Below are 20,731 nucleotides of genomic sequence, written 5' to 3' on the forward strand. Positions count from 1 at the left end.
CGACGGCGCCGACCGAGACGCCCGAGCGGCCCGGAGCGGGACCGGCCCGGAGCGGGAGCCATGAGCGCCGAGCCGGCCTCCGAGCGGGCGCCCGGCCGGCCGCCCGTGGCGCCGACCGTGCGATCGGTGTCGGTGTTCCCCGCCATCTACCGCGTGCTGCTCACCAGCCAGGTGACCCTCGCACGCGTGCTCGCGCTCGGCGCGCTGGGTGTGGCCGCGATCCTGGTGGCGTGGGCCATCGGCCAGTCCGACCCGGTGGACGCCACCGCGACCGGCGCCCGCTTCGTGAACGTGTTCGGCCTCTCGCTCACCGTCCCCGTGACCGCGCTCGTGTTCGCCAGCGCCGCCCTCGGCGACCTCACCGACGACGGCACCCTGGTGTACCTGTGGCTGCGTCCGGTGCGCCGGGCCACCGTCGTCCTGGCGGCCTTCGCCGCGGCCCTCACGGTCACCATTCCCCTGGTCGTCGTCCCCCTCGTGATCGCGGCGTCGCTCACCGGCGGGGGAGCGGACCTGGTGAAGGGGACCGCCCTCGCCGCCGCGCTCGGCGCAGTCGCCTACGCCGGCCTGTTCACGGCGCTGGGGCTCCGGGTGCGTCGGGCCCTGATCTGGGGGCTGCTCTACATCTTCATCTGGGAGGGCTTCGTGGCGCGGGGTGGCGACAACGCCGCCCGGCTGGCGGTCCGGTCGGTCACGGCGACGATCCTTCAGGCGTGGTCGGGCACCGAGCTGCGCCTCGGCGTGCTGGCGACGGGCACCGCCTATCTGGCGCCCTTCGTGGTGGCTGCCCTCGCGCTCGGCTACGCCACCTGGCGGCTCGACCGCCAGGACGTTGACTGAACCGGGCGGTCAGACCGGGACGGGGACGTCCTGCATGCCGTCGAGCAGGTCGCCCATCACCTCCTCGAGGAACTGCACCACCTCGGGGGTGGCTCCGCCCGGCACGCCGCCGTAGATCGCCCCGGACAACGGCTGGTCGGTGGGCGGGTTCTTGGCGTAGGCGACACCCTCGGTGAGGTCCGCAGCGAAGGCGTCGACCACGCCGGGCTGCGTCTGGGGGCGCGTGACGCACATGTGGATCGCGTTCGGGTACTGCTGGCCGTTGAAGCGCCACCCCTTCTGCGACATCGAGTCGTTGACGTGGTAGATGTCGAACTCGTCGGAGCGGAACGAGAAGCACCAGGTGGGCGCGCCCATGACGAGCAGCTCGGGATGGGAGCGCACGGCGTCCTGCATGGCGAACGAGGTGTCGAAGATCGAACGGGCGTAGCGCAGGTAGCCCTCGCGGCCGAGGCTCACCATGGACGCCCAGGTGGCGGCGATGAGGCCACCTGACCGACTGCCCGCCATGCCCGGGGACATGTACTTGCCCCCGACCCACTCGGGGGTCATGAAGTAGGCGTGCTGGCGCAGGGCCTTCGTCCGGTAGGACAGCACCGAGGTGCCCTTCAGGCCGTAGCCGTACTTGTGGGTGTCGGCCGAGATGGTGGTGACGCCGGGCAGGCGGAAGTCGAACATCGGGATGTCGATGCCGAGCTGTTGGCCCCACGGGAGGATGAAGCCGCCGAGGCACCCGTCGACGTGCAGGCCGATGCCGCGCTCGAGGGCGAGGTCGGAGAGCGCGGCGATGTCGTCGATGGTGCCGTAGGGGTAGTTGCCGGCTGAACCGACGAGGGCGACGGTGTTGGCGTCGATGTGGTCGGCCACCCAACCCACGTCGACCAGCGTGGTCTCGGGGTCGATGGGGGCCTTGCGCACCTCCATGCCGAACAGGTGGCCCGCCTTGTCGAAGGCGGGGTGGGCCGTGGTGGGCATGATGAAGTTCGGCGCGGTGATGCCCCGGTCGGCTCTGGCCTGGTCGCGGTAGACCAGCATCGCGGTGAGGATCGAGTCGGTGCCGCCCCCGGTGATGGAGCCGCAGGGGTCCTCGGCCGCCTCGCCGTGGAAGAGGTCGAGGGTCATGGCGGTGATCTCGGCCTCGAACTTGGTGATGCTCGGGCAGATGTCGCGCTGCAGCGCGTTGACGTGGGAGAAGGCTGCGAACACCTGGTTCAGGAACGCGTAGTGCTCGACGTCCCCGCAGTACATCGTCCCGGAGCAGTGACCCTGGTTCCACGACCGGTCCTCCTGCTCGCCCATCCACCGGACGTCGGCGAGGATCTCGTCACGAGGGCGGCCGTGCTCGGGCAGGCCGCGGATGATGTCGAAGCGGTCCTCGTACGGGTAGCTCATGGCGGCGACGCTACCGCAGGCGACGGACCGGCCCCGGGGTCGCCGACGCGCCCCGCCCATCGTTGGCAGGATCTGTGGGAGCCCCGTCATTGCTGCCAGATCGAGGTGACCGTACGGTGTCGGGGTGGAGCCCCGCCCCGTCGTCATCGTCGCTTTCCCCGAGGTGCAGGGGCTCGACGTCACGGGGCCCTTCGACGTGTTCTCGGGCGCCAACGACGCACTCGGCACCGAGGCGTACGAGGTCACGCTGGCCGCAGCCGCTCCCGGTCCCGTTCGGACCACCAGTGGCATGGCCGTGGTGGCCGAGCGCCACCTGGCCGAGCCCTTCGAGGTCGACACCCTCCTCGTCCCCGGTGGCCGCGGAGTCCACGCCGCCCGCCTCGAACCGGCCACGCTCGACGCGGTCGCCCGCCACGCTCGGGCCGCCCGGCGGGTGGCGTCGGTGTGCACGGGCACCTTCCTGCTGGCCTCCGCAGGCGTCCTCCGCGAGGGGCCGGTGACCACGCACTGGGCCCACGCCGACCGCCTCGCCGACGAGTTCCCCGGCCTGGTCGTGGAGCGGGACCCCCTCTGGGTCCGCAACGGCCGCTGCTGGACCTCCGCCGGAGTGACCGCCGGCATCGACCTCGCCCTCGCGCTGGTCGAGGACGACCACGGCGCCGAGGTGGCGCAGCTCATCGCCCGGCACCTCGTCATGTTCCTGCGCCGTCCCGGCGGCCAGAGCCAGTTCGCCACCGCGGTCTGGGCACCCGCCGCCGACCCTGGGCCCATCCGCGCCGCGCAGGACCACATCCACGCCCACCCGGACGCCGACCTGTCGGTCGATCGCCTTGCGGCCCTCGTCGCCCTCAGCCCCCGCCACTTCCAGCGTGAGTTCGTGCGCCGGGTGGGGGAGACCCCGGGCCGCTACGTCGAGCGCGTGCGGGTCGAGGCCGCCCGCCAGGCCCTGGAGGCCTCGCCCGAGGTACCGGTGAGCGCGGTCGCCGAGCGGTCCGGCTTCGGCAGCGCCGAGACCCTGCGGCGGTCGTTCGTGCGCCACGTCGGGGTGCCGCCCGACCACTACCGCCGGCGCTTCGCCACCGCTCCCACCCCCTGAACCGCGGCCCGACCCACCCACCAGCCGACCCACCCACCAGCCGACCCACCGAAAGGCACCACCGTGCAGATCGCCATCCCCCTCTTCGCGCAGTTCACCGCCCTCGACGGGATCGGTCCCTACGAGGTGCTCCAGCGCATCCCCGAGTTCGACATCACGTTCGTCGGCCATGAGCGGGGAGAGGTCCGGAGCGAGAACGGCTTCCTCGGCGTCACCGTCGACGCCACCTTCGAGGAGCTGCCCGAGCCGGACGTGGTGGTCTTCCCCGGTGGCGTCGGCACCCGGCCCCTCGTCCACGACGAGCGGGTCCTCGACTGGGTGCGTCACGCCCACCAGACCACGAGGTTCACCACGTCGGTGTGCACGGGCTCGCTCGTGCTGGCGGCCGCCGGCCTGCTCGACGGGTTGACCGCGACCACCCACTGGTCCGTGCTCGAGGAGCTCCGCTCGCTCGGAGCCGAGCCCACCTCGGACCGTGTGGTCGAGCACCTCGACCAGCGCCTCATCACCGCCGCCGGCGTGTCCTCCGGCATCGACATGGCCCTGCGCCTCGTCGAGCTGCTCGTCGACGACACCGCGGCCAAGGCGGCGCAGCTGATGATCGAGTACGACCCGCAGCCCCCCTTCGACGCCGGCGCCCTCGACAAGGTCGACGAGGTCGTCGTGACCCGGGTGATCGAGTACGCCGCAGTACGCCAATAGCACCTTCGTCGGGCGCCGTCACGTCACCGGCGGGTCAGCTCCGCGAGAGCGGGCGGACATCAGAACGTCACCGACGTAACCGAGAGGTTGCTGCAGGTTGTCGGCCCGGAGGGTGCTACGTTGCCGCGCGACTGAGGGACCGCCCCGGGAGGGAAAGCCGGGTCCGGCGCTCCTCAGGACCACAGCTACCGACCCACAAGGGGGGTCCCGTGACCCGTAAGACATTGGCAGGCCGCCTACTGGCGCTGCTCGTCGCCCTGATGCTCGTCGCCGCCGCATGCGGCAGCGACAGCGACAGCGGAGACGACGCCAGCAGCGACACGACGGCGGGTGAGTCCTCGGACGACACCGCCGCACCCGACACCCAGGCCGGAGGCGAGTTCGTCGACCTCGGCACGTTCGTGGGCGATCCGCCGGAGCACATCGATCCGGCGCTGAACGTGACCCTTGACGCGTACCAGGTGATCAGCGCCCTCTACGACGGGCTCACCGACATCGACGCGAGCGACCCGGCCAACCCGGTCATCGTGCCCGACGTCGCCGAGTCCTACGAGGTCAACGACGACGCCACGGTGTGGACCTTCAAGATCCGCGAGGGCGAGGTGTTCTCGAACGGCGAGGAGATCACGCCGACCACGTTCGTCGACTCGTGGAACCGCGCCGCGCAGCTCGCCGGTGACTACAGCTACCTGATGGGCTTCATCGAGGGCGGCATCGAGGTCGTCGAAGGCGACGCCGAGGAGATCTCCGGCGTCGTGGCCGACGACGACGCGATGACCCTCGAGGTCACGCTCTCCGAGCCCTACTCCAACTTCGATGCGGTCGCCGGCTTCCAGCTGTTCTTCCCGATGCCGTCCGAGGCCATGGGCCCGGACGCCGCGGACTACGAGAACGGCGTGATGGTCGGCAACGGCCCGTTCGGGATGGCCGAGCCCCGCACCGACGAGCAGATCGTGCTCACCAAGAACGATCAGTGGGACGGGAACTTCGAAGGCGAGACCTTCCCCGACCGGCTCGACCAGATCACCTTCGTGACCACGGCCGACCCGGACACCGCCTACAACTCGTTCGAGGCCGGTGAGGGCGACGACGCCAACATCCCGCCCGCCCGCACCACGGAGGCGCAGGAGAACTACGGCACCACGCTCGACGTGCCGATCCTCGGCTCCTACCACTTCAACTTCAACCTCGAGGACCCGACGGTCGGCGGCGAGGAGAACCTGCTGTTCCGCCAGGCCGTCTCGCAGGCCATCGACCGTGAGGAGATCAACGAGGCCGTCTACAGCGGCAGCCGCACGACCTCCACGGGCGTCACCCCCGAGGGCATCCCCGGCTTCCAGGCCGACCTCTGCGACTACTGCTCCTACGATCCCGAGGCCGCCGAGGCGGCGTTCAACGAGTGGACCGACGCGGGCAACGAGCAGAGCGAGCCGATGCCCATCCAGTTCAACCGTGACGCCGGCCACGAGCCCGTGGCCCAGATCATGGTGGACAACCTCGCCGCCATCGGCATCGAGGCCGTCGCCGAGCCGATGGACTCCGAGACCTACTTCTCGGACCTCGCCGAGGGCGCGTGCGTCTTCTGCCGGGCCGGCTGGTTCGCCGACTACCCGACGTACGACAACTTCATGTACGACCTGTTCCACTCCGACTCGCTCGGCGGGAACAACTACGGGTTCGACAACGAGGAGTTCGACTCCCTCGTCGACGAGGCCAAGGCCACGACGGACAAGGACGCCCAGGCGGACCTGTTCGTGCAGGCCGAGCAGATCCTGCTCAACGACGCGATCGGCGTGGTGCCCATCAACTGGTACCGCGGCGATTACGCCTACGGCAACGACGTCGCCGTGTTCCCGCAGAGCAACTTCGGTCTGATCGCCTGGGAGCAGGTGGCCTTCGCGGCCGAGTAGTCCTGCTCGCTTGATCCCGGAGTAACGGGGCGGGGCCCAGGGTTCCCCGGGGCCCCCGCCCCCGCTCCTCGCCACCACGAACCGCTGAGAGGATCGGGTCGCTGTGTTCGCGTACATCGTGCGGCGTCTGCTGCTGGTCATCCCGACCGTCTTCTTCGCGCTGTCGTTCCTCTTCCTGTTGTTCTTCGCCCTCCCGGGCGACCCCGCGACGCTCCTCGCCGGCGGCGGTGACCGCAACATCGATGCCGGCGTGGTCGAGCGGGCGCGCGAGCGCTACGGCCTGGACGACTCCATCCCGCAGCAGTTCGTCGACTACTGGCAGCGCACGGTCCAGTGGGACCTCGGTGAGTCGTTCAAGTCGGGGCGCAGCGTCAACGACATCCTCGGCGAGAAGGCCGTCAACAGCCTCCGCCTGGCCATCTGGGCCATCATCATCGAGATCATCATCGGCATCTCGGTCGGCGTGCTCTCGGCCATCCGAAGATACTCACTGGCCGACAAGCTGACGACCATAGGAACGGCGGCCGCGTCCGCCATCCCCGTGTTCGTGCTGGGCTTCATCCTCCAGTACCTGTTCGCCGTGGTGCCCAACAAGCAGGGGTGGCCCGAGTGGACCCACCTGCGCACCCAGGGCCTCGGGCCCAACACCTGGACGCTCTTCTTCATCCCCACCGGCGAGCAGTGGCGCTACCTGGTCCTGCCCGCGGTCACCCTCGCCTGCGTCTCCACCGCCCTCGCCGCCCGTATGACACGCGGCTCGATGCTCGAGGTGCTGCGGGCCGACTACATGCGCACCGCACGGGCCAAAGGCCTGAGCGAGCGCAAGGTCGTCACCGGGCACGGCCTGCGCAACGCCATGTTGCCGGTGGTGACCCTCATCGGCCTCGACTTCGGCACCGTGATCGGTGCGGCCATCCTCACCGAGACCGTGTTCTCCTGGCCCGGGCTGGGGTCGGCCATCGCCGACGCGGTCGCCGAGCGCGATCTCCCCGTGCTCCTCGGCCTCACCCTCGCGGTGACCATCGCCTTCGCCCTGGTCAACCTCCTGGTCGACCTCTCGTACGCGTGGTTCGACCCGCGCATCCGCCTCGGCAAGGACGGGGAGGCCTGACATGAGCGAAGCGGAGAGCCGCGGCCTGCGTGGCCGGAACGCACGAGGAGCGGCCCGTCGACGAAGTCGACAGGAGCGGGAAGCATGAGCGGACTGGACCCACTCAGCGCCGGCGTCGGCCTCGAGGACGCCGACGAGATCGAAGGCGACGAAGAGCTCGCGCCGAAGCCGCTGCGCGCCGACGTGTGGCGTCGCTTCCGCGAGAACAAGCTGGCGCTGATCGGCCTGATCTTCATCGTGGCGCTCATCCTCGTGGCCGTCTTCGCCCCGTGGATCGCCCCCTACGGCCCCGCCGAGCGCACCCCCGGAGCCTTCCGGGAGCCCCCGTCCTCGGCGCACTGGTTCGGCACGGACACCATCGGCCTCGACGTGTTCTCCCGGGTGGTCTACGGGGCCCGCATCTCGCTGCGGGTAGGAATCATCGCCACCCTCATGACGGTGGTCATCGGCCTGATCCTGGGCGCCGTCGCCGGCTACTTCGGGGGCAAGACCGACGGCCTGATCATGCGCATCACCGACGTCTTCCTGGCCATCCCCTACATCGTGCTGGCCGTGTCCATCGCCACCATCTTCGGCAAGAGCGTCAACTCCGTGATCCTCGTGCTCGGCCTCACCGGCTGGCTGGGGCTCTGTCGCATCGTGCGGGCCAGCTTCCTGTCCCTCAACCGCTTGGAGTACGTCGAAGCGGCCAGATCGCTGGGCTTCGGCAACACGCGGATCATCTTCCGCCACATGCTGCCCAACGCCCTCCAACCGGTGATCGTCTACGCCACCATCGAGGTGGGCACCATCATCCTGGCCGAGGCGGCGCTGTCGTTCCTGGGGGTGGGCCCGACGCCACCGACGCCGGCCTGGGGACTCATGGTCTCCGAGGCCAAGTCGACCCTGGCGGTGGCGCCCCACATGTTGTTCTTCCCGGGCATGGCCATCTTCCTCACGGTGCTGGCCTTCGTGTTCGTGGGTGACGGCCTGCGCGACGCACTGGACCCGAAGCTCAAGTGACCACCACCGCCGAGGTCCTGCTCTCCGTCCGCGACCTGCGGGGCGGCTTCGACACGTCCGACGGACGGGTCAAGGCCATGGACGGCCTCAACTTCGACATCTCGCGGGGTGAGCTGTTCGCCGTCGTGGGGGAGTCGGGCTCGGGCAAGTCCGTCACCGCCATGGCCATCATGGGGTTGCTGCCGACGCTGGTCATCGAGTCCGGGCAGATCCTCTGGAAGGGAGAGGACCTCCTCCTCATGGACGAGGCCCGCCGCCAGAAGATCCGAGGCGGCGAGATCGCCATGATCTTCCAAGATCCGCTCAGCGCCTTGAACCCCGTGCACACCGTGGGCCGACAGATCGGCGAGATGGCCCGCATCCACGAGGGTCTCTCGAAGAAGGCGGCGATGGCCCGGGCCGTGGACATGTTGAAGCTCGTCGGCATCCCGGAGGCCTCGAAGCGGGCCGACATGTATCCGCACGAGTTCTCGGGCGGCATGCGTCAGCGGGCCATGATCGCCATGGCCATCACCTGCAACCCCGACCTGCTGATCGCGGACGAGCCCACCACCGCCCTCGACGTGACCGTGCAGGCGCAGGTCCTCCAGGTGCTCGTGGACATCAAGGACGAGATCGACTCGGGCATCATGCTCATCACCCACGACCTCGGTGTGGTGGCGGGCCTCGCCGACAACGTCAACGTCATGTACGCCGGCCGTCAGGCCGAGGTGGGCACGGTCGACGAGATCTTCTACGAGAGCCGCCACCCGTACACGATCGGCCTGCTGGCATCGATGCCCCGCCTCGACGACACCGGTGAGGAGGCCCTGGTGCCCATCGCCGGCCAGCCGCCGTCGCTCATCCACGTGCCGCCGGGTTGCCCGTTCCATCCCCGCTGCCGCTTCGCCCGCCCCGACGTGTGCGCGACCACCGTGCCCGCGCTGATGCCCGTCGCCGCCGGCACCCGCCACGCGTCGGCCTGCCTCTTCCTCGACGAGCTGAGCGAGGTCGACGTCAGCGAGCTGCGACGGTCCGTGGACGAGGAGGACCTGTTGGTGGCGGACACCGCCCTCGACGCCGCCCCGTCCTCCGATCTGGCGCGGTCCGCCCGTGCGTTGACCGACGAGACCCCCGACGACGATCTCGACTCCATCTTCAAGCCATGACCGACACCGCCACCGCCACCGATCGCAACGACCAGCCACGTGGCGACGGGCAGCCCCTGCTCGTCGCCCGCGACCTGGTCAAGGACTTCCCCATCCGCGAGGGCGTGTTCAGCCGGACGGTGGGCCACGTGTCCGCCGTGTCGGGCGTGTCCCTGACCGTCGACCGGGGTGAGACCCTCGGCCTCGTCGGTGAGTCCGGCTGTGGCAAGTCGACCACGGGTCGCCTGCTCCTGCACCTGCTCACCCCCACCGCGGGGTCGGTCACCTTCGACGGGCTCGAGCTGAAGTCCCTACGGGGGAAGCAGCTGGCCGAGGCCCGGCGTCGATTCCAGATCGTCTTCCAGGACCCCTATTCGGCCCTGAACCCCCGCATGACCATCGGGAGCATCCTCTCCGAGCCGCTCAAGGTGCACCACGCCTGGCCCGCCGACAAGCGCCAGGAGCGGGTGGCCGAGCTCCTCCAGATCGTCGGCTTGGCGCCCGAGCACGCCAACCGCTTCCCCCACGAGTTCTCCGGGGGGCAGCGCCAAAGGGTCGGCATCGCCCGGGCCCTGGCCCTCGAACCGGACCTGATCGTCCTGGACGAGCCGGTGTCGGCCCTCGACGTCTCCATCCAGGCCGGCGTGGTGAACCTGCTCACCCAGCTGCAGCGCGACATGGGCCTGGCCTACGTGTTCATCGCCCACGACCTGTCGGTCGTGCGCCACATCTCCCACCGGGTGGCGGTGATGTACCTCGGCAAGCTGGTCGAGGTCGCCGACCGCGAGACGCTGTACAACCGGGCCGTCCACCCCTACACCCAGGCCCTGCTCTCTGCCGTGCCGTTGCCCGACCCCCGCCAGGAGCGCGCCCGGGAGCGCATCCTCCTCGAAGGCGACGTACCCAGCCCCGCCGACCCACCGTCGGGGTGCCGGTTCCGGACCCGCTGTTGGCGCAAGCAGCAGCTCGAGGCCGACGGTCAGGACACCTCAGCCTGCAGTGGGGACGTGCCGGCACTGGTCGGGGTCGGTGAGGGCCACGAGGTGGCCTGCCACTTCCCGCCCCCGCCACGCGGCGCCTGAACGGCGCGGGCCCGCGGCTCAGGCGAGACAGCGCAGCGGACCGCCGCCGTTGAGCTCGAGCATGTCGGAGAACGCGGTCAGGTAGTCGATGGCCTCGCCGGGCGGAGTGCCCGCCTGCTCGGCATAGGCGCGGTGCAGGTTGGCGACCAGCCGCTCGGGGTCGGTGAGACCGGCGAAGGGACCGAGGTCGGCGCGGCGCGCCAGGTCGAGGGGGGTGGTTCCATCGGCCGCGCCCTCGGCGGCGAGGTCGGCCACGAAGCGGAAGTAGGCCTCGACGCCGTCGAGCGCCTCGATGCCGCACACCGGCCCGTGGCCGGGCACGATCACCTCGGGCTCGAACGAGCGCAGCCAGTCGAGCGACGCAAGGGAGCCGGCGATCGAGCCCATCACCACGAAGGGCGTGCCCCCGTGGAACACGAGGTCACCGGTGAAGAGCACCCGGCGCGAGGGCAGCCAGGCCACGACGTCGTTGGTGGTGTGGGCCGGCTCGCCGAAGGCCCGCACCTGGACGACCTCGTCGCCGACCGTGAGGTCGATGCCGTCGTCGAAGGTGAGGTCGGGGGAGCGGAGCTCGAGGTCGCCCCAGCCGACCTCGCCCCAGACCGAGTCGAGGGTCATGATCCCCATCCGTTCGACCTCTTCCCGACAGCGCCGGTGGCCGACGATGGTGGCGTCGGTGCACAGGTAGTTGCCGTGGGTGTGGTCGCCGTGGTGGTGGGTGTTGACCACGATCCGCACCGGAGCGTCGGTGACCGCCGCCACCGCGTCGAGCAGGGCCCGCGTGCGGGCCTCGGTGGCGCAGGTGTCGATCAGCGCGACGTGGTCGTCGCCTACGACGAAGCCGGCGTTGTTGATGAACCAGGTGCCGTCGGGCTGCACGAAGGCGTAGGTGCGCTCGGCGACCTCGACGGTCTCCGGTGGGGCGAGGGTGCCGCTCACGGTGATCCCTTCCGGCGTTGTGCCTCGTTGACGAGCTTGGCCAGCTTCTTCTCGTAGCGCCTGCGCTCGTGGGGGGAGGCCCGCACGGCCGCGGCCTCGGCCTCCGCCTCCAGCAGGCGCCAGCGCATCAGGCGGTCCTCGTCGAGCTCGCCGGCGGCGACGGCCGCGTTGACGGCGCAACCGGGCTCGGTCTCGTGGGCGCAGTCGTTGAACCGGCAGCCCGCGGCCAGCTCGTCGATGTCGGCGAAGGTCTCGGCCACCGCCCGGGAGTCCTCGTCCACCCAGAGGCCGATCGAGCGGATCCCCGGGGTGTCGATGAGGGTGCCCCCGGTGGGCAGAACGTACAGCGAGCGGTTGGTGGTGGTGTGGCGCCCCTTGGAGTCGCCCGTCCGCACCCGCCCCTCCGCGGCGGTGTCGTCGCCCAGCAGGGCGTTGACGATGCTGGACTTGCCCGCCCCCGACTCGCCCAGCAGCACGACGGTGCGCCCGGCGATGAGCGACTCGAGGTCCTCCAAGCCGATGCCCTCCTTGGCCGAGGTGACCACCACGTCGATGCCCGGCTGGGCGGCCTCGGCCAGGGCCACCGCCTCGGCGATGTCGGCGGTCGCGCCCGGGCGGTGGGCCTTGGTGAGCACGACGCCCGGCTCCGCGCCCGCCTCCCTCGCGAGGGCCACGCCGCGCTGGATGCGACCCTGCTTCACCGGACGGTCGAGGCCGCACACGATGAGCACCAGGTCGACGTTGGCGGCCAGCACCTGCTGGGAGTCGGTGCGGTCGTCACGGCGGCGCAGCAACGACGTTCGGTCCAGCACCGCGGCCGGGCGCCCCTCACGGAGCACGATCCAGTCGCCGACGGTCGGCGGAGGCTCCACCCGCTCCACCAGCGGGGCGGCCTGCACCCCCTCCGCGGTGGCCACGATCAGGCCGGCGCCGTCGTGGCGCACCACCCGAGCGGGCTCACCGCCCTCGTGGTCGGACGCGTCGAAGCGCGCCGCCCAGGCCGCGTCCCAGCCATAGGGCACCAGCGCAGCCTGGCCCAACCGCTCGTCGTTCACGGCGCGAAGGCTAGAAGAGGGGAGCAGGGCGACGATGCGCCATTCTGGTGCGGTGATCCCCGGGGTGACCGCCGAGACCATCGCCGAGTACCGCCGCGACGGCGCCGTCGTGGTACGCGGCGCCTTCTCGACGAACGAGGTCGCCCTCGCCGCCGCCGGCATCGAAGCCGTCCTGCGGGATCTGGGCCCCGTGGCCAAACGGGCCAGCGCCGCCGAGGACGGCGCCTTCGTGGAGGACTTCTGCCGCTGGCAGGAGGTGCCCGAGATCGAGCAGTTCGCCCGCTCCAGCGCCGCTGCGTCGATCGCCGGCGCCCTCACCGGGTCCCGCACCATCCGGCTGTACCACGACCACGTCCTGGTGAAGGAAGCAGGTACCCGCCAGCGCACCCCCTGGCACCAGGACCTGCCCTACTACAACGTCGAGGGCACCCAGCAGACGAGCATCTGGCTGCCCGTGGACCCCGTGCCCGTCGAGGCCAGCCTCCAGGTGGTGGCCGGCACGCACCAGGGCCCGATGTACCTGCCCCGCACGTTCCTCGACGGCAAGGCCAAGTGGTTCCCCGAGGGCACGCTCGCCGACCTGCCCGACATCGAGGGCGACCCGGGGCAGTTCCCGATCCGGGCCTGGGCGCTCGAGCCCGGCGATGCGGTGTTCTTCGACATGCTCGCCCTGCACGGTGCGCCGGGGTTCCCCGGGCCGGGCCGCCGGCGGGTGCTGTCGCTGCGCTTCCTGGGCGACGACATGGTGCACGCCCCCCGCCCGTGGGTGACCTCGCCGCCTTTCCCCGGTCTCGCCGACGAGCTGGCGGCGGGGGCTCCCCTCGACCACCCCCTGTTCCCGGTCCTCTGGCGCGGCGCCGACTGACGCCACCAGCGGGAAAAGAAGGCTAGGTGCCCCGCGACGACTCGAAGCGGGTGATGATGGGCTCGATCTGCTGGTTCATGCGGGCGCCGCGGGGCCAGCCGAGGTAGTGGGTGAGGAAGATCACGATCTCCCGGAGGTCGTCGGGCGTCAGCTCGCCGTTGCCCAGCGCCGCGGGCAACTGGATGTCGAGCACGTCCTCCTGGCCCGAGCCGGCGAGGGCGCCGATGAGCAGCAGGCGCCGGTCCCGGTTGGACAGGCCCTCCCGGTTCCAGATCTCGGCGAAGAGGTGCTCGACGGTGAGGCCGTAGAAGTCGTCGGGACCGCCGCCGTCGTCGGTGACCTCCCAGCCGTAGACCTCGCTCATCTTGTCGAGGCCCCGCTGGCGTCGCTCGCTGGTCATGCGCCCTCCTCGGGCTCGTCGGCTCGATGCGGCACGCCGAGGCTGGCGGCGAAGTCGCGCAGGGCGAGCTGGGCCAACGGGGCGTCGACCCCGACCGCGTCGGCGAGCTCGAGGGCCAGGGTCAGGTCCTTCTCGCCCAGAGTCCGGGTGTGCACCAGGATGTCGTAGAAGTCGTCACCGGGGTGCAGCTCGTCGACGCTGCCGCGGAACATGATGGCGCCGGGGCCACCGGTCACGGCGTCCGTGTGGCGGACGATGGCGCCGAGCTGGGTGAGGTCCACGCCGCACGCCTCGGCGAGACGCTGGGCCTCGCCGGCGGCGGTGTAGGCCACGAAGTGCATCATGTTGCGGGCCAGCTTGGCCCGGGTGCCGTTGCCGACCGGCCCCAGGTGGACGACCATCGCCGCCCAGTGCTCGAACACCGGTCGGCACGTGGCGACGGCGTCGTCGTCCCCGCCGACCATCGTGGCCAAGGTGCCCTCGGCCGCCCCCATGAAGCCCCCGGACACCGGGGCGTCCACGACGGCCACCCCCCGCTCGGCGGCGAGGGCGTGGAGCTCGACGGCGGTCTCGGCGCGGATGGTGGAGTGCAGGGCGATGACGGTGCCCGGCGCTGCGGTCTCGAGCAGACCGCCGGCGCCCGCGACCACGTCTCGGCTCTGGGCGTCGTCGAGCACCATGACCGAGATCACGCCGCACGTGGCGGCGAGCTCCGCGGGTGTCGCTGCCGCGGCGGCGCCTTTCTCGACGAGTGGCGCCATCGCCTCCTCGCGGAGGTCGCAGACGACCAGTCCGTCCGGGTGGTCCACCAGGCGACCCGCCATCAGCGAGCCGATCTGGCCGAGGCCGATGAAGCCGATCCCCTTTCCCCGCTCTGAGGGGCCGCTCGGGCCCGCCGGCGGCATCAGGGCCAGATCCCGACCGGCGCCTCGCCGATGGGGTACCGGCAGGGCTGGGGCTCACCGGACGCAGCTGAGTCGAGCCGGCGCTTCATGCCGTCGGACAGGGTGCCGTCGCGGAACATCTTGATGAACAGCGCCGTGGCGTTGCCGACGTCGAACCAGTCACGCTGCCAGGCCCACTGGAAGTTCCCGGCGTAGCCGAACCAGCTCCCGCCGATGCCGGCCACCTCCTCGGTCCCGCCGTCGGGGAGCGTGGCGACCTGCTTCCAGAGGCCGATCACCTCGCCCTGCTGATCGTCGATGAGTACCCGCTGGTACGGGTACTCCCAGCCGTCGAGGCCGCCCATCTCGACGCCGAGGGCGACGTCGCGGATCTCGTCACGGCCGACGCACATGAAGTCCTCGCCGGCGCCGTAGTTCCAGCCGTAGGTGGCGTCCTCGGCGTAGAGGGTGGCCATCGTCTTCCAGTCGCCGGCGGCTTCGGCGTCGCGGTTGGCCTGGAGCCAACGCTCGACCATCTCCTCGAGCTCGGCACGGGGGTAAGCGGGCATCAGGTGCTCCTGTCAGTCGTCGAGGGAAAGGGCATGGGTGGGGCAGTACTTCACGGCCGCCTTCACGGCGTCGCGCTGGTCGTCGGGGGGTGCGGGGTCGACGATGACGACCTGGCGGTCCTCACCCACGGTGAAGACCGCCGGTGCCTCGGACTCGCACACCCCGTGACCCTGGCACAGGTCTCGGTCCACGGAGATGGTCACGACGACACCTCCCGCCGGCGGTAGCGCACCCGGCAGGGCTGCTGGAGCTGCACGACCATCTTCGAGTGGTCGTTGACGTAGGTGTCCGGAGGCTGGGCCAGCTCGAACTCCCAGTCCTGGAGCAGCACCGAGAAAATCGCCTTGAGCTGCATCAGGGCGAAGGCGGCGCCGACGCACCGGTGGCGCCCCGCGCCGAACGGGATCCAGTTCCACGGGTTGGCGAGGTCCTCCTCGCGGGGCTCGAGGTACCGCTGGGGGTCGAAGTCCTCGGCCCGCTCGAAGGCCTCGGGGATGCGGTTCGACACGGCCGGGCTGGCGGCGATGAGCTTGCCCTGGGCGAGGCGGAACCCGCCGTACTCCTGGTCGGACATGGCGACCCGCATGAGGATGATGAGGGGCGGGTGCAGGCGCAGGGCCTCCTTGATGCTCGACTCCAGCAACGGGATCTCCCGCAGCGCCTGGTAGCTCACCGCGGAGCCATCGGCGTACAGATCGTCGATCTCACGGGTGACCGCGGCCATGACGTCGGGGTGGCGCAGCCACTCGATGAGGGTCCAGGAGGCCGTGCCGGAGGTGGTGTGGTGCCCGGCGAACATCATCGAGATGAACATGCCGGTGACGATCCCGGCGCTGAAGCGCTCGGCGCCGTCGTCGTCCTTGATGGACATGAGCACGTCGAGGAGGTCCTTCTCCTCGGGCGCTTCTTCGCCACGGCGGCGCTCCATGATCCCGCCGACCAGCTCCACGAGTGCCTCACGGGCGGCGTCGCGGCGGCGGAAGCTCTCGATGTCCATGTACGGGTCGACGTAGGCCAGGGCGTCGGTGCCCTTCTCGAGGTCGTGGTACAGCTCGGCGAAGCGGCGGTCGAGCTCCTCCCGGAAGCGTTTGCCGATCAGACAGGCCGACGACGTGTAGATGGTCAGCTCGGCGAACCAGTCGAGCAGGTCGATCTCGCCCTCGTCGTCCCACGCCGCCACCATGCGCTCGACCTCGTCGGAGATGGTCTGGGCGTGGCCGCGCATGAAGCTGTCCCGCAGGGCCTGGTTGTGCAGCATCTCGCGTCGACGTTCGGGGGAGGCGTCGAACACGACGCCCTCACCGAACACCGGGGTCATGAAGGGGTAGGCCTCGGCCTGGTCGAGGTCCTCCTCGGGCGCCCGGAAGAACCACTCGTTGGCGTCGGCGCCGGTCAGCAGGACGACCGTCTTGTCGGCGAGGACGAACTCGCCGACGTCGCCGCACTCCTCCCGGACCCTGGCCATCAGCGCGATGGGGTCCGTGCGCAGCTCTTCCAGGTGCCCGGTCTCGCCTTCACCGCCCGACACGCGGGGCGGCTCGCGGAGCGCTGTCTCGGTGGTGGTCATCAGGTGTCCTTTCCGCGGACGGGTGCTTCGGGTTCGACTTCGACGAGGGCGAGGTGCACGCCCTTGGGGGCGGTGGCCACGGTGACGATGACGCCGGCCACGTCGTCGGGGGTGAGGTAGTGCTCGCCGTGGATGAGCCCCCGCTCCACCCAGGTGGCGATGGACGACTCCACGAGCTCGGGCTCCCAGGTCATGCCCATGCCGGTGAGGGTGGGGCCGGGGCGCACGGTGGACACCCGCACGCCGGTGCCCTCCAGCTCCATGCGCATGACCCGGCCGAGGGTGTCGAGCCCGGCCTTCGCCGTGGCGTAGGCGGCCATGCCGGGGACCGGGACTCGCAGGATCGACGAGCTGACGAGCACGACGTCGCCGTGGCCCCGCTCGACCATGGCCGGGACGAGGGCGTTGCACAGCCGCTGGGCGCCCAGGAAGTTCACCGTGATGTCCTGGGCGAAGGCGTCGGGGTCGGTGCCGATGGACGTGCCCGGCACGACGTCGCCGGCGTTGGACACCACGATGTCGACCTCGCCGTAGGCGGCGACGGCCCCCGCGGCGAAGGCCGAGACCGACGCCGGGTCGGCCATGTCGAGGCGCAGCGCCGTGGCCTCCCCGCCGGCGTGGCGGATCGCGGCCGCCTCCTCCTCGCACCGCTCGAGGCGCCGGGCGCCGAGCACGACCGGGTGGCCGGCGGCGGCCAAGAGGCGGGCCGTGGCGGCGCCGATGCCGGACGAGGCGCCGGTGACGACCGCCGGGCGGCGCTCGGCGTGGGCGACGAAGCTCACGCGGCCTGCGCCTCCGCCGTCGGGTTCATCGAGGGGTCACCACCATCGGCACCTCGGCGAACCCGCGGACGTTGACGGAGTGGACTCTGCGGACGCCCGCGGCGTCGACGTGGTAGCCGGCACACCCCGCCACCAGGGCCCGCAGGGCGATGGCGGCCTCGAGGCGGGCCAGCGAGGCGCCCATGCAGTAGTGGCGGCCGACGCCGAACGAGAGCTTGTCGGTGTCGATGGCCTTCGTGGTGTCCCGCTCGATGTCGTAGCGGTCGGGCTCGGGGAACACGTCGCCGTCGCGGTTGGCCGAGCCGATGAGCAGCAGCACCCGGTCACCCTCGGGGATGGTGCCGTGCGGGGTCTCGATGGCCTCGGCGGCCCGGCGGGCGACCATCTGCGAGGAGTTGTCGTAGCGGAGGGTCTCCTCGATCCACCCCGGGATGAGGCTCGGGTCGGCCCAGACCCGCTCCGCGGTGCCCGGGTTGCGCCACGCCCAGTAGAGGGCGTTGGCCAGCAGCTTCGTGGTGGTCTCGTTGCCCGCCACCACGAGCAGGAACAGGAAGCTGATGACCTCGGCGTCGGTCAGCCCTTCCCCGTCGATTTCGGACTCGATCAGCGCCGTGGTGAGGTCGGCGGTGGGCCGGCGGCGCCGCTCGGCCACCATGTCGCCGTAGTAGCCGTAGAGGGCGAGGGCGGCCTCGATGCCCGCCGGGGGCACGTCGAGCACGCCCTCCTCGCGGTGGACCAGGAGGTCGGCGAGGCGGCGGACCTCGGCCCGGTCGGACTCGGGCACCCCGACGAGCTCGCTGATGACGTCCATGGGCAGCTTGCCGGCGAAGTCGGCGACCAGGTCGAAGCTGCCCGACTCGAGCGCCGGGCCCAGGTAGTGCGCGGTGAGGGCCTCGATGCGGGGGACGAGGTCCTGCACCCGCCTGGGCGTGAAGCCACGCGAGACGAGCGCCCGCATGCGGGTGTGGCGCGGCGGGTCGAGGGCGAGGAACGACATGGTCTTGTGGGCGTCCGGGCCCCACGCGAGCTCGTCGAGGGTGACGCCGTAGGCGCTGGAGAACCGGGTGGTGTCGCGGAATGCGGCGCTCACGTCGGCGTAGCGCGACAGCGCCCAGAAACCGAGCTCGTCGTTGCGGTAGAGCGGCGCCTCGGCCCGCAGGCGGGCGTACGTGGGGTACGGGTCGTCGTGGACCTCGTAGTCGTAGGGGCTGTAGTGGACCGCGGTGGCCTTCACCGATCGGCGCTCCCGAGGAGCAGCTCGGCAGCTTCGGCCAGGGTCCCGGGCAGGTCCTCGTACGACAGGTGACCCATGCCCGCCTGCAGCATGGTCCCCGAGATGATGATGCCCAGCAGGCGCACCACCGCGGGATCGGCATCGGCACCGAGGGCGTCGGTCACCCGCTGCTGCAACGCCGCACCGATGCGATCGCGAACCCGTCGAACCTCGGGATCGGACGCCAGCATCGCCGTGGTGACGGCGCCGGCGACGGACGACTCGCCGACCAGCATCGCGGCGACAGGGGAGAGCGCAGCGGCGACTCGAGTGGCCGGAGGATCCGCCTGGTCGACGTCGACGCCCGGCACCTCACGGAGGCGGCGCCAGAACACCTCGGCGATGAGGTGGTCCTTCGAGGCGAAGTACGTGTAGGCGGTGGCGGGGGCGACGCCGGCAGCCGACGCCACGGTGCGCACGGTCAGCCCGTCGTACCCGCCGGCGACCAGCACCCCGTGGGCGGTCTCGACCAGGCGCGCCACGGTCTCGGCCTGCCGCTCCGTGAGCGACCCCCGTGCCGCCGTTCCGACCCCCGAACTGGACATGTGTCCAGAAAGTAGCACACCCCTCCCGGGCGGGGGAGGGGTGTGCTGACGGGTGACGTGGCGGAGCGGAGCCGCTCAGCGGACGAACCGGATGCCGAAGGCGCCCGACGGAGGGTGACGTGGCGGAGCGGAGCGGAGCCGCTCAGCGGACGAACCGGATGCCGAAGGCGCCCGACGGAGGAGGGCTAATCCGACAGGTAGTAGTCCATGCCCAGGTGGGTGATGGGGTCCTCGCCCTGGATCCAGCGGAGGGTGTTCTTCAGCTTGGTGAGCTGGATGAACAGGTCGTGCTCGGGGTACAGGCCGGGCGCCACCTGGGGCGATTTGAAGTAGAAGCTCAGCCACTCCTGGATGCCGCCGAGGCCGGCACGCTGGGCCAGGTCGAGGAAGATCACCAGGTCGAGGGCGAGGGGTGCGGCGAGGATCGAGTCGCGGCAGAGGAAGTCGACCTTCATCTGCATGGGGTAGCCGAGCCAACCGAACAGGTCGATGTTGTCCCAGCCCTCCTTGTTGTCGCCCCGGGGCGGGTAGTAGTTGATGCGGACCTTGTGGTACACGTCGCCGTAGAGCTCGGGGAAGCGCTCGGGCTCGAGCACGTCCTCCAGAACGCCCAGCTTCGACTGCTCCTTGGTCTTGAAGTTCTCGGGGTCGTCGAGCACCTCGCCGTCCCGGTTGCCCAGGATGTTGGTCGAGTACCAGCCGCTGAGGCCGAGCATGCGGGCCTTCAGCATGGGGGCGAGGACCGTCTTCAGCATGGTCTGGCCGGTCTTGAAGTCCTTGCCGCAGATCGGCACCTTGTGCTCGTCGGCGTACATGCGCAGCGCCGGCGTGTCGACGGCGAGGTTGGGGGCTCCGTTGGCGAACGGCACGCCCTCCTGGAGGGCGGCGTAGGCGTAGAGCATCGACGGGGCGATGGCCGGGTCGTTGGCGTCGATGGCGGCCTCGAAGGCCTCGATGGTGGCGTGGGCCGGGCCTGGCTCGATGAAGATCTCGGTGGAGCCACACCAGATCATCACGAGGCGGTCGCACAGGTTCTCGTCCCGGAAGGCCGCGATGTCGGCCTTGATCTGGTCGAGCATGGCCCGCTTGTCGGTGGAGGCCATGACGTTGGTGCCCTCGAGGCGCTTGACGTAGGACGGGTCGAACGCCGCGGGCATGGGCTTGATGGCGCGGAGCGCGTCGGCGATGCCCTCGAGGTGACGGCCCTGATCGAGCACACCGGCCCGGCTGGCGGCGGTGTAGGCGTCGTCCGGGTACGGGTCCCAGGCGCCGAACACGATCTGGTCCAGTGACGCCAGCGGCACGAAGTCCTTGATCTTGGGGACGTTGTCGTCGGTGCGCTTGCCGATGCGGATGGTGCCCATCTGGGTGAGCGAGCCCACCGGGTCGCCCTCGCCACGCTTGGCCAGCTCGACGCCGGCGATGAGCGTGGTGGTGACGGCGCCGAGGCCCACGCAGAGGACGCCGAGACGGCCGTCGGCGGGAGCGACGGTGGGGGAGGGAGGGACGTCGGATGCCATGGGCAGACCCTAAGCGATCGTGAACGAACTGTAGTGACAGTGAAGCAAGACCGAAGCTATGATCGGAGG

The 20,731-nt window shown here is 70.8% G+C and carries 21 protein-coding genes; 9 read left to right on the forward strand and 12 right to left on the reverse strand.

All coding sequences use genetic code 11. From position 1 onward, the window contains the following. Positions 1-60: 60 nt before the first annotated feature. Complete coding sequence (locus JNK12_06310) at positions 61-840, forward strand: ABC transporter permease (protein MBL8775520.1); 780 nt, start codon at positions 61-63, stop codon at positions 838-840. Positions 841-849: 9 nt separating this feature from the next. Here JNK12_06310 and JNK12_06315 read toward each other — a convergent pair whose 3' ends face one another. After that, a complete protein-coding gene (locus tag JNK12_06315) occupies positions 850-2,232 on the reverse strand; it encodes an aspartate aminotransferase family protein (GenBank protein ID MBL8775521.1) in 1,383 nt (460 codons plus the stop codon). A 124-nt stretch (positions 2,233-2,356) separates the two neighbouring features. On the opposite strand from JNK12_06315, the gene JNK12_06320 reads away from it, so the two are divergent. The 7 genes from JNK12_06320 (at position 2,357) to JNK12_06350 (ending at position 10,262) form a co-directional block, all read left to right on the forward strand. Next, the gene (locus JNK12_06320) at positions 2,357-3,328 is read left to right on the forward strand and encodes a DJ-1/PfpI family protein (GenBank protein MBL8775522.1); all 972 of its coding nucleotides are present in this window, start codon (positions 2,357-2,359) and stop codon (positions 3,326-3,328) included. A gap of 63 nt (positions 3,329-3,391) precedes the next feature. Further along, positions 3,392-4,030: a DJ-1/PfpI family protein gene (locus tag JNK12_06325; GenBank protein ID MBL8775523.1), complete on the forward strand. Its 639-nt coding sequence runs from the start codon at positions 3,392-3,394 to the stop codon at positions 4,028-4,030. A gap of 209 nt (positions 4,031-4,239) precedes the next feature. Then, positions 4,240-5,940, forward strand: a complete 1,701-nt coding sequence (locus JNK12_06330; protein MBL8775524.1) for a peptide ABC transporter substrate-binding protein — start codon at positions 4,240-4,242, stop codon at positions 5,938-5,940. Between the two features lie 103 nt (positions 5,941-6,043). Beyond that, positions 6,044-7,051, forward strand: a complete 1,008-nt coding sequence (locus JNK12_06335; protein ID MBL8775525.1) for an ABC transporter permease — start codon at positions 6,044-6,046, stop codon at positions 7,049-7,051. A gap of 84 nt (positions 7,052-7,135) precedes the next feature. Continuing rightward, entirely contained in the window at positions 7,136-8,053 is a 918-nt protein-coding gene (locus JNK12_06340; protein MBL8775526.1) for an ABC transporter permease, read from the forward strand. Positions 8,054-8,130: 77 nt separating this feature from the next. After that, the gene (locus tag JNK12_06345) at positions 8,131-9,201 is read left to right on the forward strand and encodes an ABC transporter ATP-binding protein (protein MBL8775527.1); all 1,071 of its coding nucleotides are present in this window, start codon (positions 8,131-8,133) and stop codon (positions 9,199-9,201) included. Then, the gene (locus tag JNK12_06350; GenBank protein MBL8775528.1) at positions 9,198-10,262 is read left to right on the forward strand and encodes an ATP-binding cassette domain-containing protein; all 1,065 of its coding nucleotides are present in this window, start codon (positions 9,198-9,200) and stop codon (positions 10,260-10,262) included. Before JNK12_06345 ends, JNK12_06350 begins: the two co-directional genes overlap by 4 nt. An 18-nt stretch (positions 10,263-10,280) precedes the next feature. Here the strand turns inward: JNK12_06350 and JNK12_06355 are convergent, their stop codons facing one another. Both JNK12_06355 and rsgA read right to left on the reverse strand, forming a co-directional pair. Further along, positions 10,281-11,201 (reverse strand): MBL fold metallo-hydrolase, encoded by a 921-nt coding sequence (locus tag JNK12_06355; GenBank protein MBL8775529.1) that lies wholly within the window; start codon positions 11,199-11,201, stop codon positions 10,281-10,283. Then, a complete protein-coding gene (rsgA, locus tag JNK12_06360; GenBank protein MBL8775530.1) occupies positions 11,198-12,256 on the reverse strand; it encodes a ribosome small subunit-dependent GTPase A in 1,059 nt (352 codons plus the stop codon). Before rsgA ends, JNK12_06355 begins: the two co-directional genes overlap by 4 nt. Positions 12,257-12,290: 34 nt before the next feature. Between rsgA and JNK12_06365 the strand changes: the two genes are divergently transcribed. Next, positions 12,291-13,121 carry a phytanoyl-CoA dioxygenase family protein gene (locus JNK12_06365; protein ID MBL8775531.1) on the forward strand — a complete coding sequence of 277 codons (831 nt, stop codon included), beginning with the start codon at positions 12,291-12,293 and terminating at the stop codon, positions 13,119-13,121. A gap of 22 nt (positions 13,122-13,143) precedes the next feature. On the opposite strand, the gene JNK12_06370 is transcribed toward JNK12_06365, so the two are convergent. The 9 genes from JNK12_06370 to JNK12_06410 form a co-directional block, all read right to left on the reverse strand. Continuing rightward, complete coding sequence (locus JNK12_06370) at positions 13,144-13,521, reverse strand: carboxymuconolactone decarboxylase family protein (protein MBL8775532.1); 378 nt, start codon at positions 13,519-13,521, stop codon at positions 13,144-13,146. Further along, complete coding sequence (locus JNK12_06375; GenBank protein ID MBL8775533.1) at positions 13,518-14,426, reverse strand: NAD(P)-dependent oxidoreductase; 909 nt, start codon at positions 14,424-14,426, stop codon at positions 13,518-13,520. The genes JNK12_06370 and JNK12_06375 overlap by 4 nt, the downstream gene beginning before the upstream one ends. After that, positions 14,426-14,974: a nuclear transport factor 2 family protein gene (locus tag JNK12_06380; protein MBL8775534.1), complete on the reverse strand. Its 549-nt coding sequence runs from the start codon at positions 14,972-14,974 to the stop codon at positions 14,426-14,428. Before JNK12_06380 ends, JNK12_06375 begins: the two co-directional genes overlap by 1 nt. A 12-nt stretch (positions 14,975-14,986) precedes the next feature. Beyond that, complete coding sequence (locus JNK12_06385) at positions 14,987-15,178, reverse strand: ferredoxin (protein ID MBL8775535.1); 192 nt, start codon at positions 15,176-15,178, stop codon at positions 14,987-14,989. Further along, positions 15,175-16,542: a cytochrome P450 gene (locus JNK12_06390; protein ID MBL8775536.1), complete on the reverse strand. Its 1,368-nt coding sequence runs from the start codon at positions 16,540-16,542 to the stop codon at positions 15,175-15,177. The genes JNK12_06385 and JNK12_06390 overlap by 4 nt, the downstream gene beginning before the upstream one ends. Next, complete coding sequence (locus JNK12_06395; GenBank protein MBL8775537.1) at positions 16,542-17,324, reverse strand: SDR family oxidoreductase; 783 nt, start codon at positions 17,322-17,324, stop codon at positions 16,542-16,544. Before JNK12_06395 ends, JNK12_06390 begins: the two co-directional genes overlap by 1 nt. A gap of 25 nt (positions 17,325-17,349) precedes the next feature. Beyond that, complete coding sequence (locus JNK12_06400) at positions 17,350-18,558, reverse strand: cytochrome P450 (GenBank protein MBL8775538.1); 1,209 nt, start codon at positions 18,556-18,558, stop codon at positions 17,350-17,352. Continuing rightward, complete coding sequence (locus tag JNK12_06405; GenBank protein ID MBL8775539.1) at positions 18,555-19,142, reverse strand: TetR/AcrR family transcriptional regulator; 588 nt, start codon at positions 19,140-19,142, stop codon at positions 18,555-18,557. Before JNK12_06405 ends, JNK12_06400 begins: the two co-directional genes overlap by 4 nt. 185 nt (positions 19,143-19,327) lie before the next feature. Further along, entirely contained in the window at positions 19,328-20,662 is a 1,335-nt protein-coding gene (locus tag JNK12_06410; GenBank protein MBL8775540.1) for an inositol-3-phosphate synthase, read from the reverse strand. Positions 20,663-20,731 lie beyond the last annotated feature (69 nt).

Source organism: Acidimicrobiales bacterium, assembly GCA_016794585.1.
Lineage (GTDB): Bacteria > Actinomycetota > Acidimicrobiia > Acidimicrobiales > DATDAH01 > JAEUJM01.

Coding starts and splice junctions, on each gene's coding strand:
- JNK12_06405 (MBL8775539.1), bottom strand. CDS start 19,142: ATGTCCAGTTCGGGGGTCGGAACGGCGGCACGGGGGTCGCTCACGGAG.
- JNK12_06365 (MBL8775531.1), top strand. CDS start 12,291: ATGCGCCATTCTGGTGCGGTGATCCCCGGGGTGACCGCCGAGACCATC.
- JNK12_06390 (MBL8775536.1), bottom strand. CDS start 16,542: ATGACCACCACCGAGACAGCGCTCCGCGAGCCGCCCCGCGTGTCGGGC.
- JNK12_06410 (MBL8775540.1), bottom strand. CDS start 20,662: ATGGCATCCGACGTCCCTCCCTCCCCCACCGTCGCTCCCGCCGACGGC.
- JNK12_06340 (MBL8775526.1), top strand. CDS start 7,136: ATGAGCGGACTGGACCCACTCAGCGCCGGCGTCGGCCTCGAGGACGCC.
- JNK12_06310 (MBL8775520.1), top strand. CDS start 61: ATGAGCGCCGAGCCGGCCTCCGAGCGGGCGCCCGGCCGGCCGCCCGTG.
- JNK12_06345 (MBL8775527.1), top strand. CDS start 8,131: ATGGACGGCCTCAACTTCGACATCTCGCGGGGTGAGCTGTTCGCCGTC.
- JNK12_06370 (MBL8775532.1), bottom strand. CDS start 13,521: ATGACCAGCGAGCGACGCCAGCGGGGCCTCGACAAGATGAGCGAGGTC.
- JNK12_06350 (MBL8775528.1), top strand. CDS start 9,198: ATGACCGACACCGCCACCGCCACCGATCGCAACGACCAGCCACGTGGC.
- JNK12_06315 (MBL8775521.1), bottom strand. CDS start 2,232: ATGAGCTACCCGTACGAGGACCGCTTCGACATCATCCGCGGCCTGCCC.
- JNK12_06375 (MBL8775533.1), bottom strand. CDS start 14,426: ATGCCGCCGGCGGGCCCGAGCGGCCCCTCAGAGCGGGGAAAGGGGATC.
- JNK12_06380 (MBL8775534.1), bottom strand. CDS start 14,974: ATGCCCGCTTACCCCCGTGCCGAGCTCGAGGAGATGGTCGAGCGTTGG.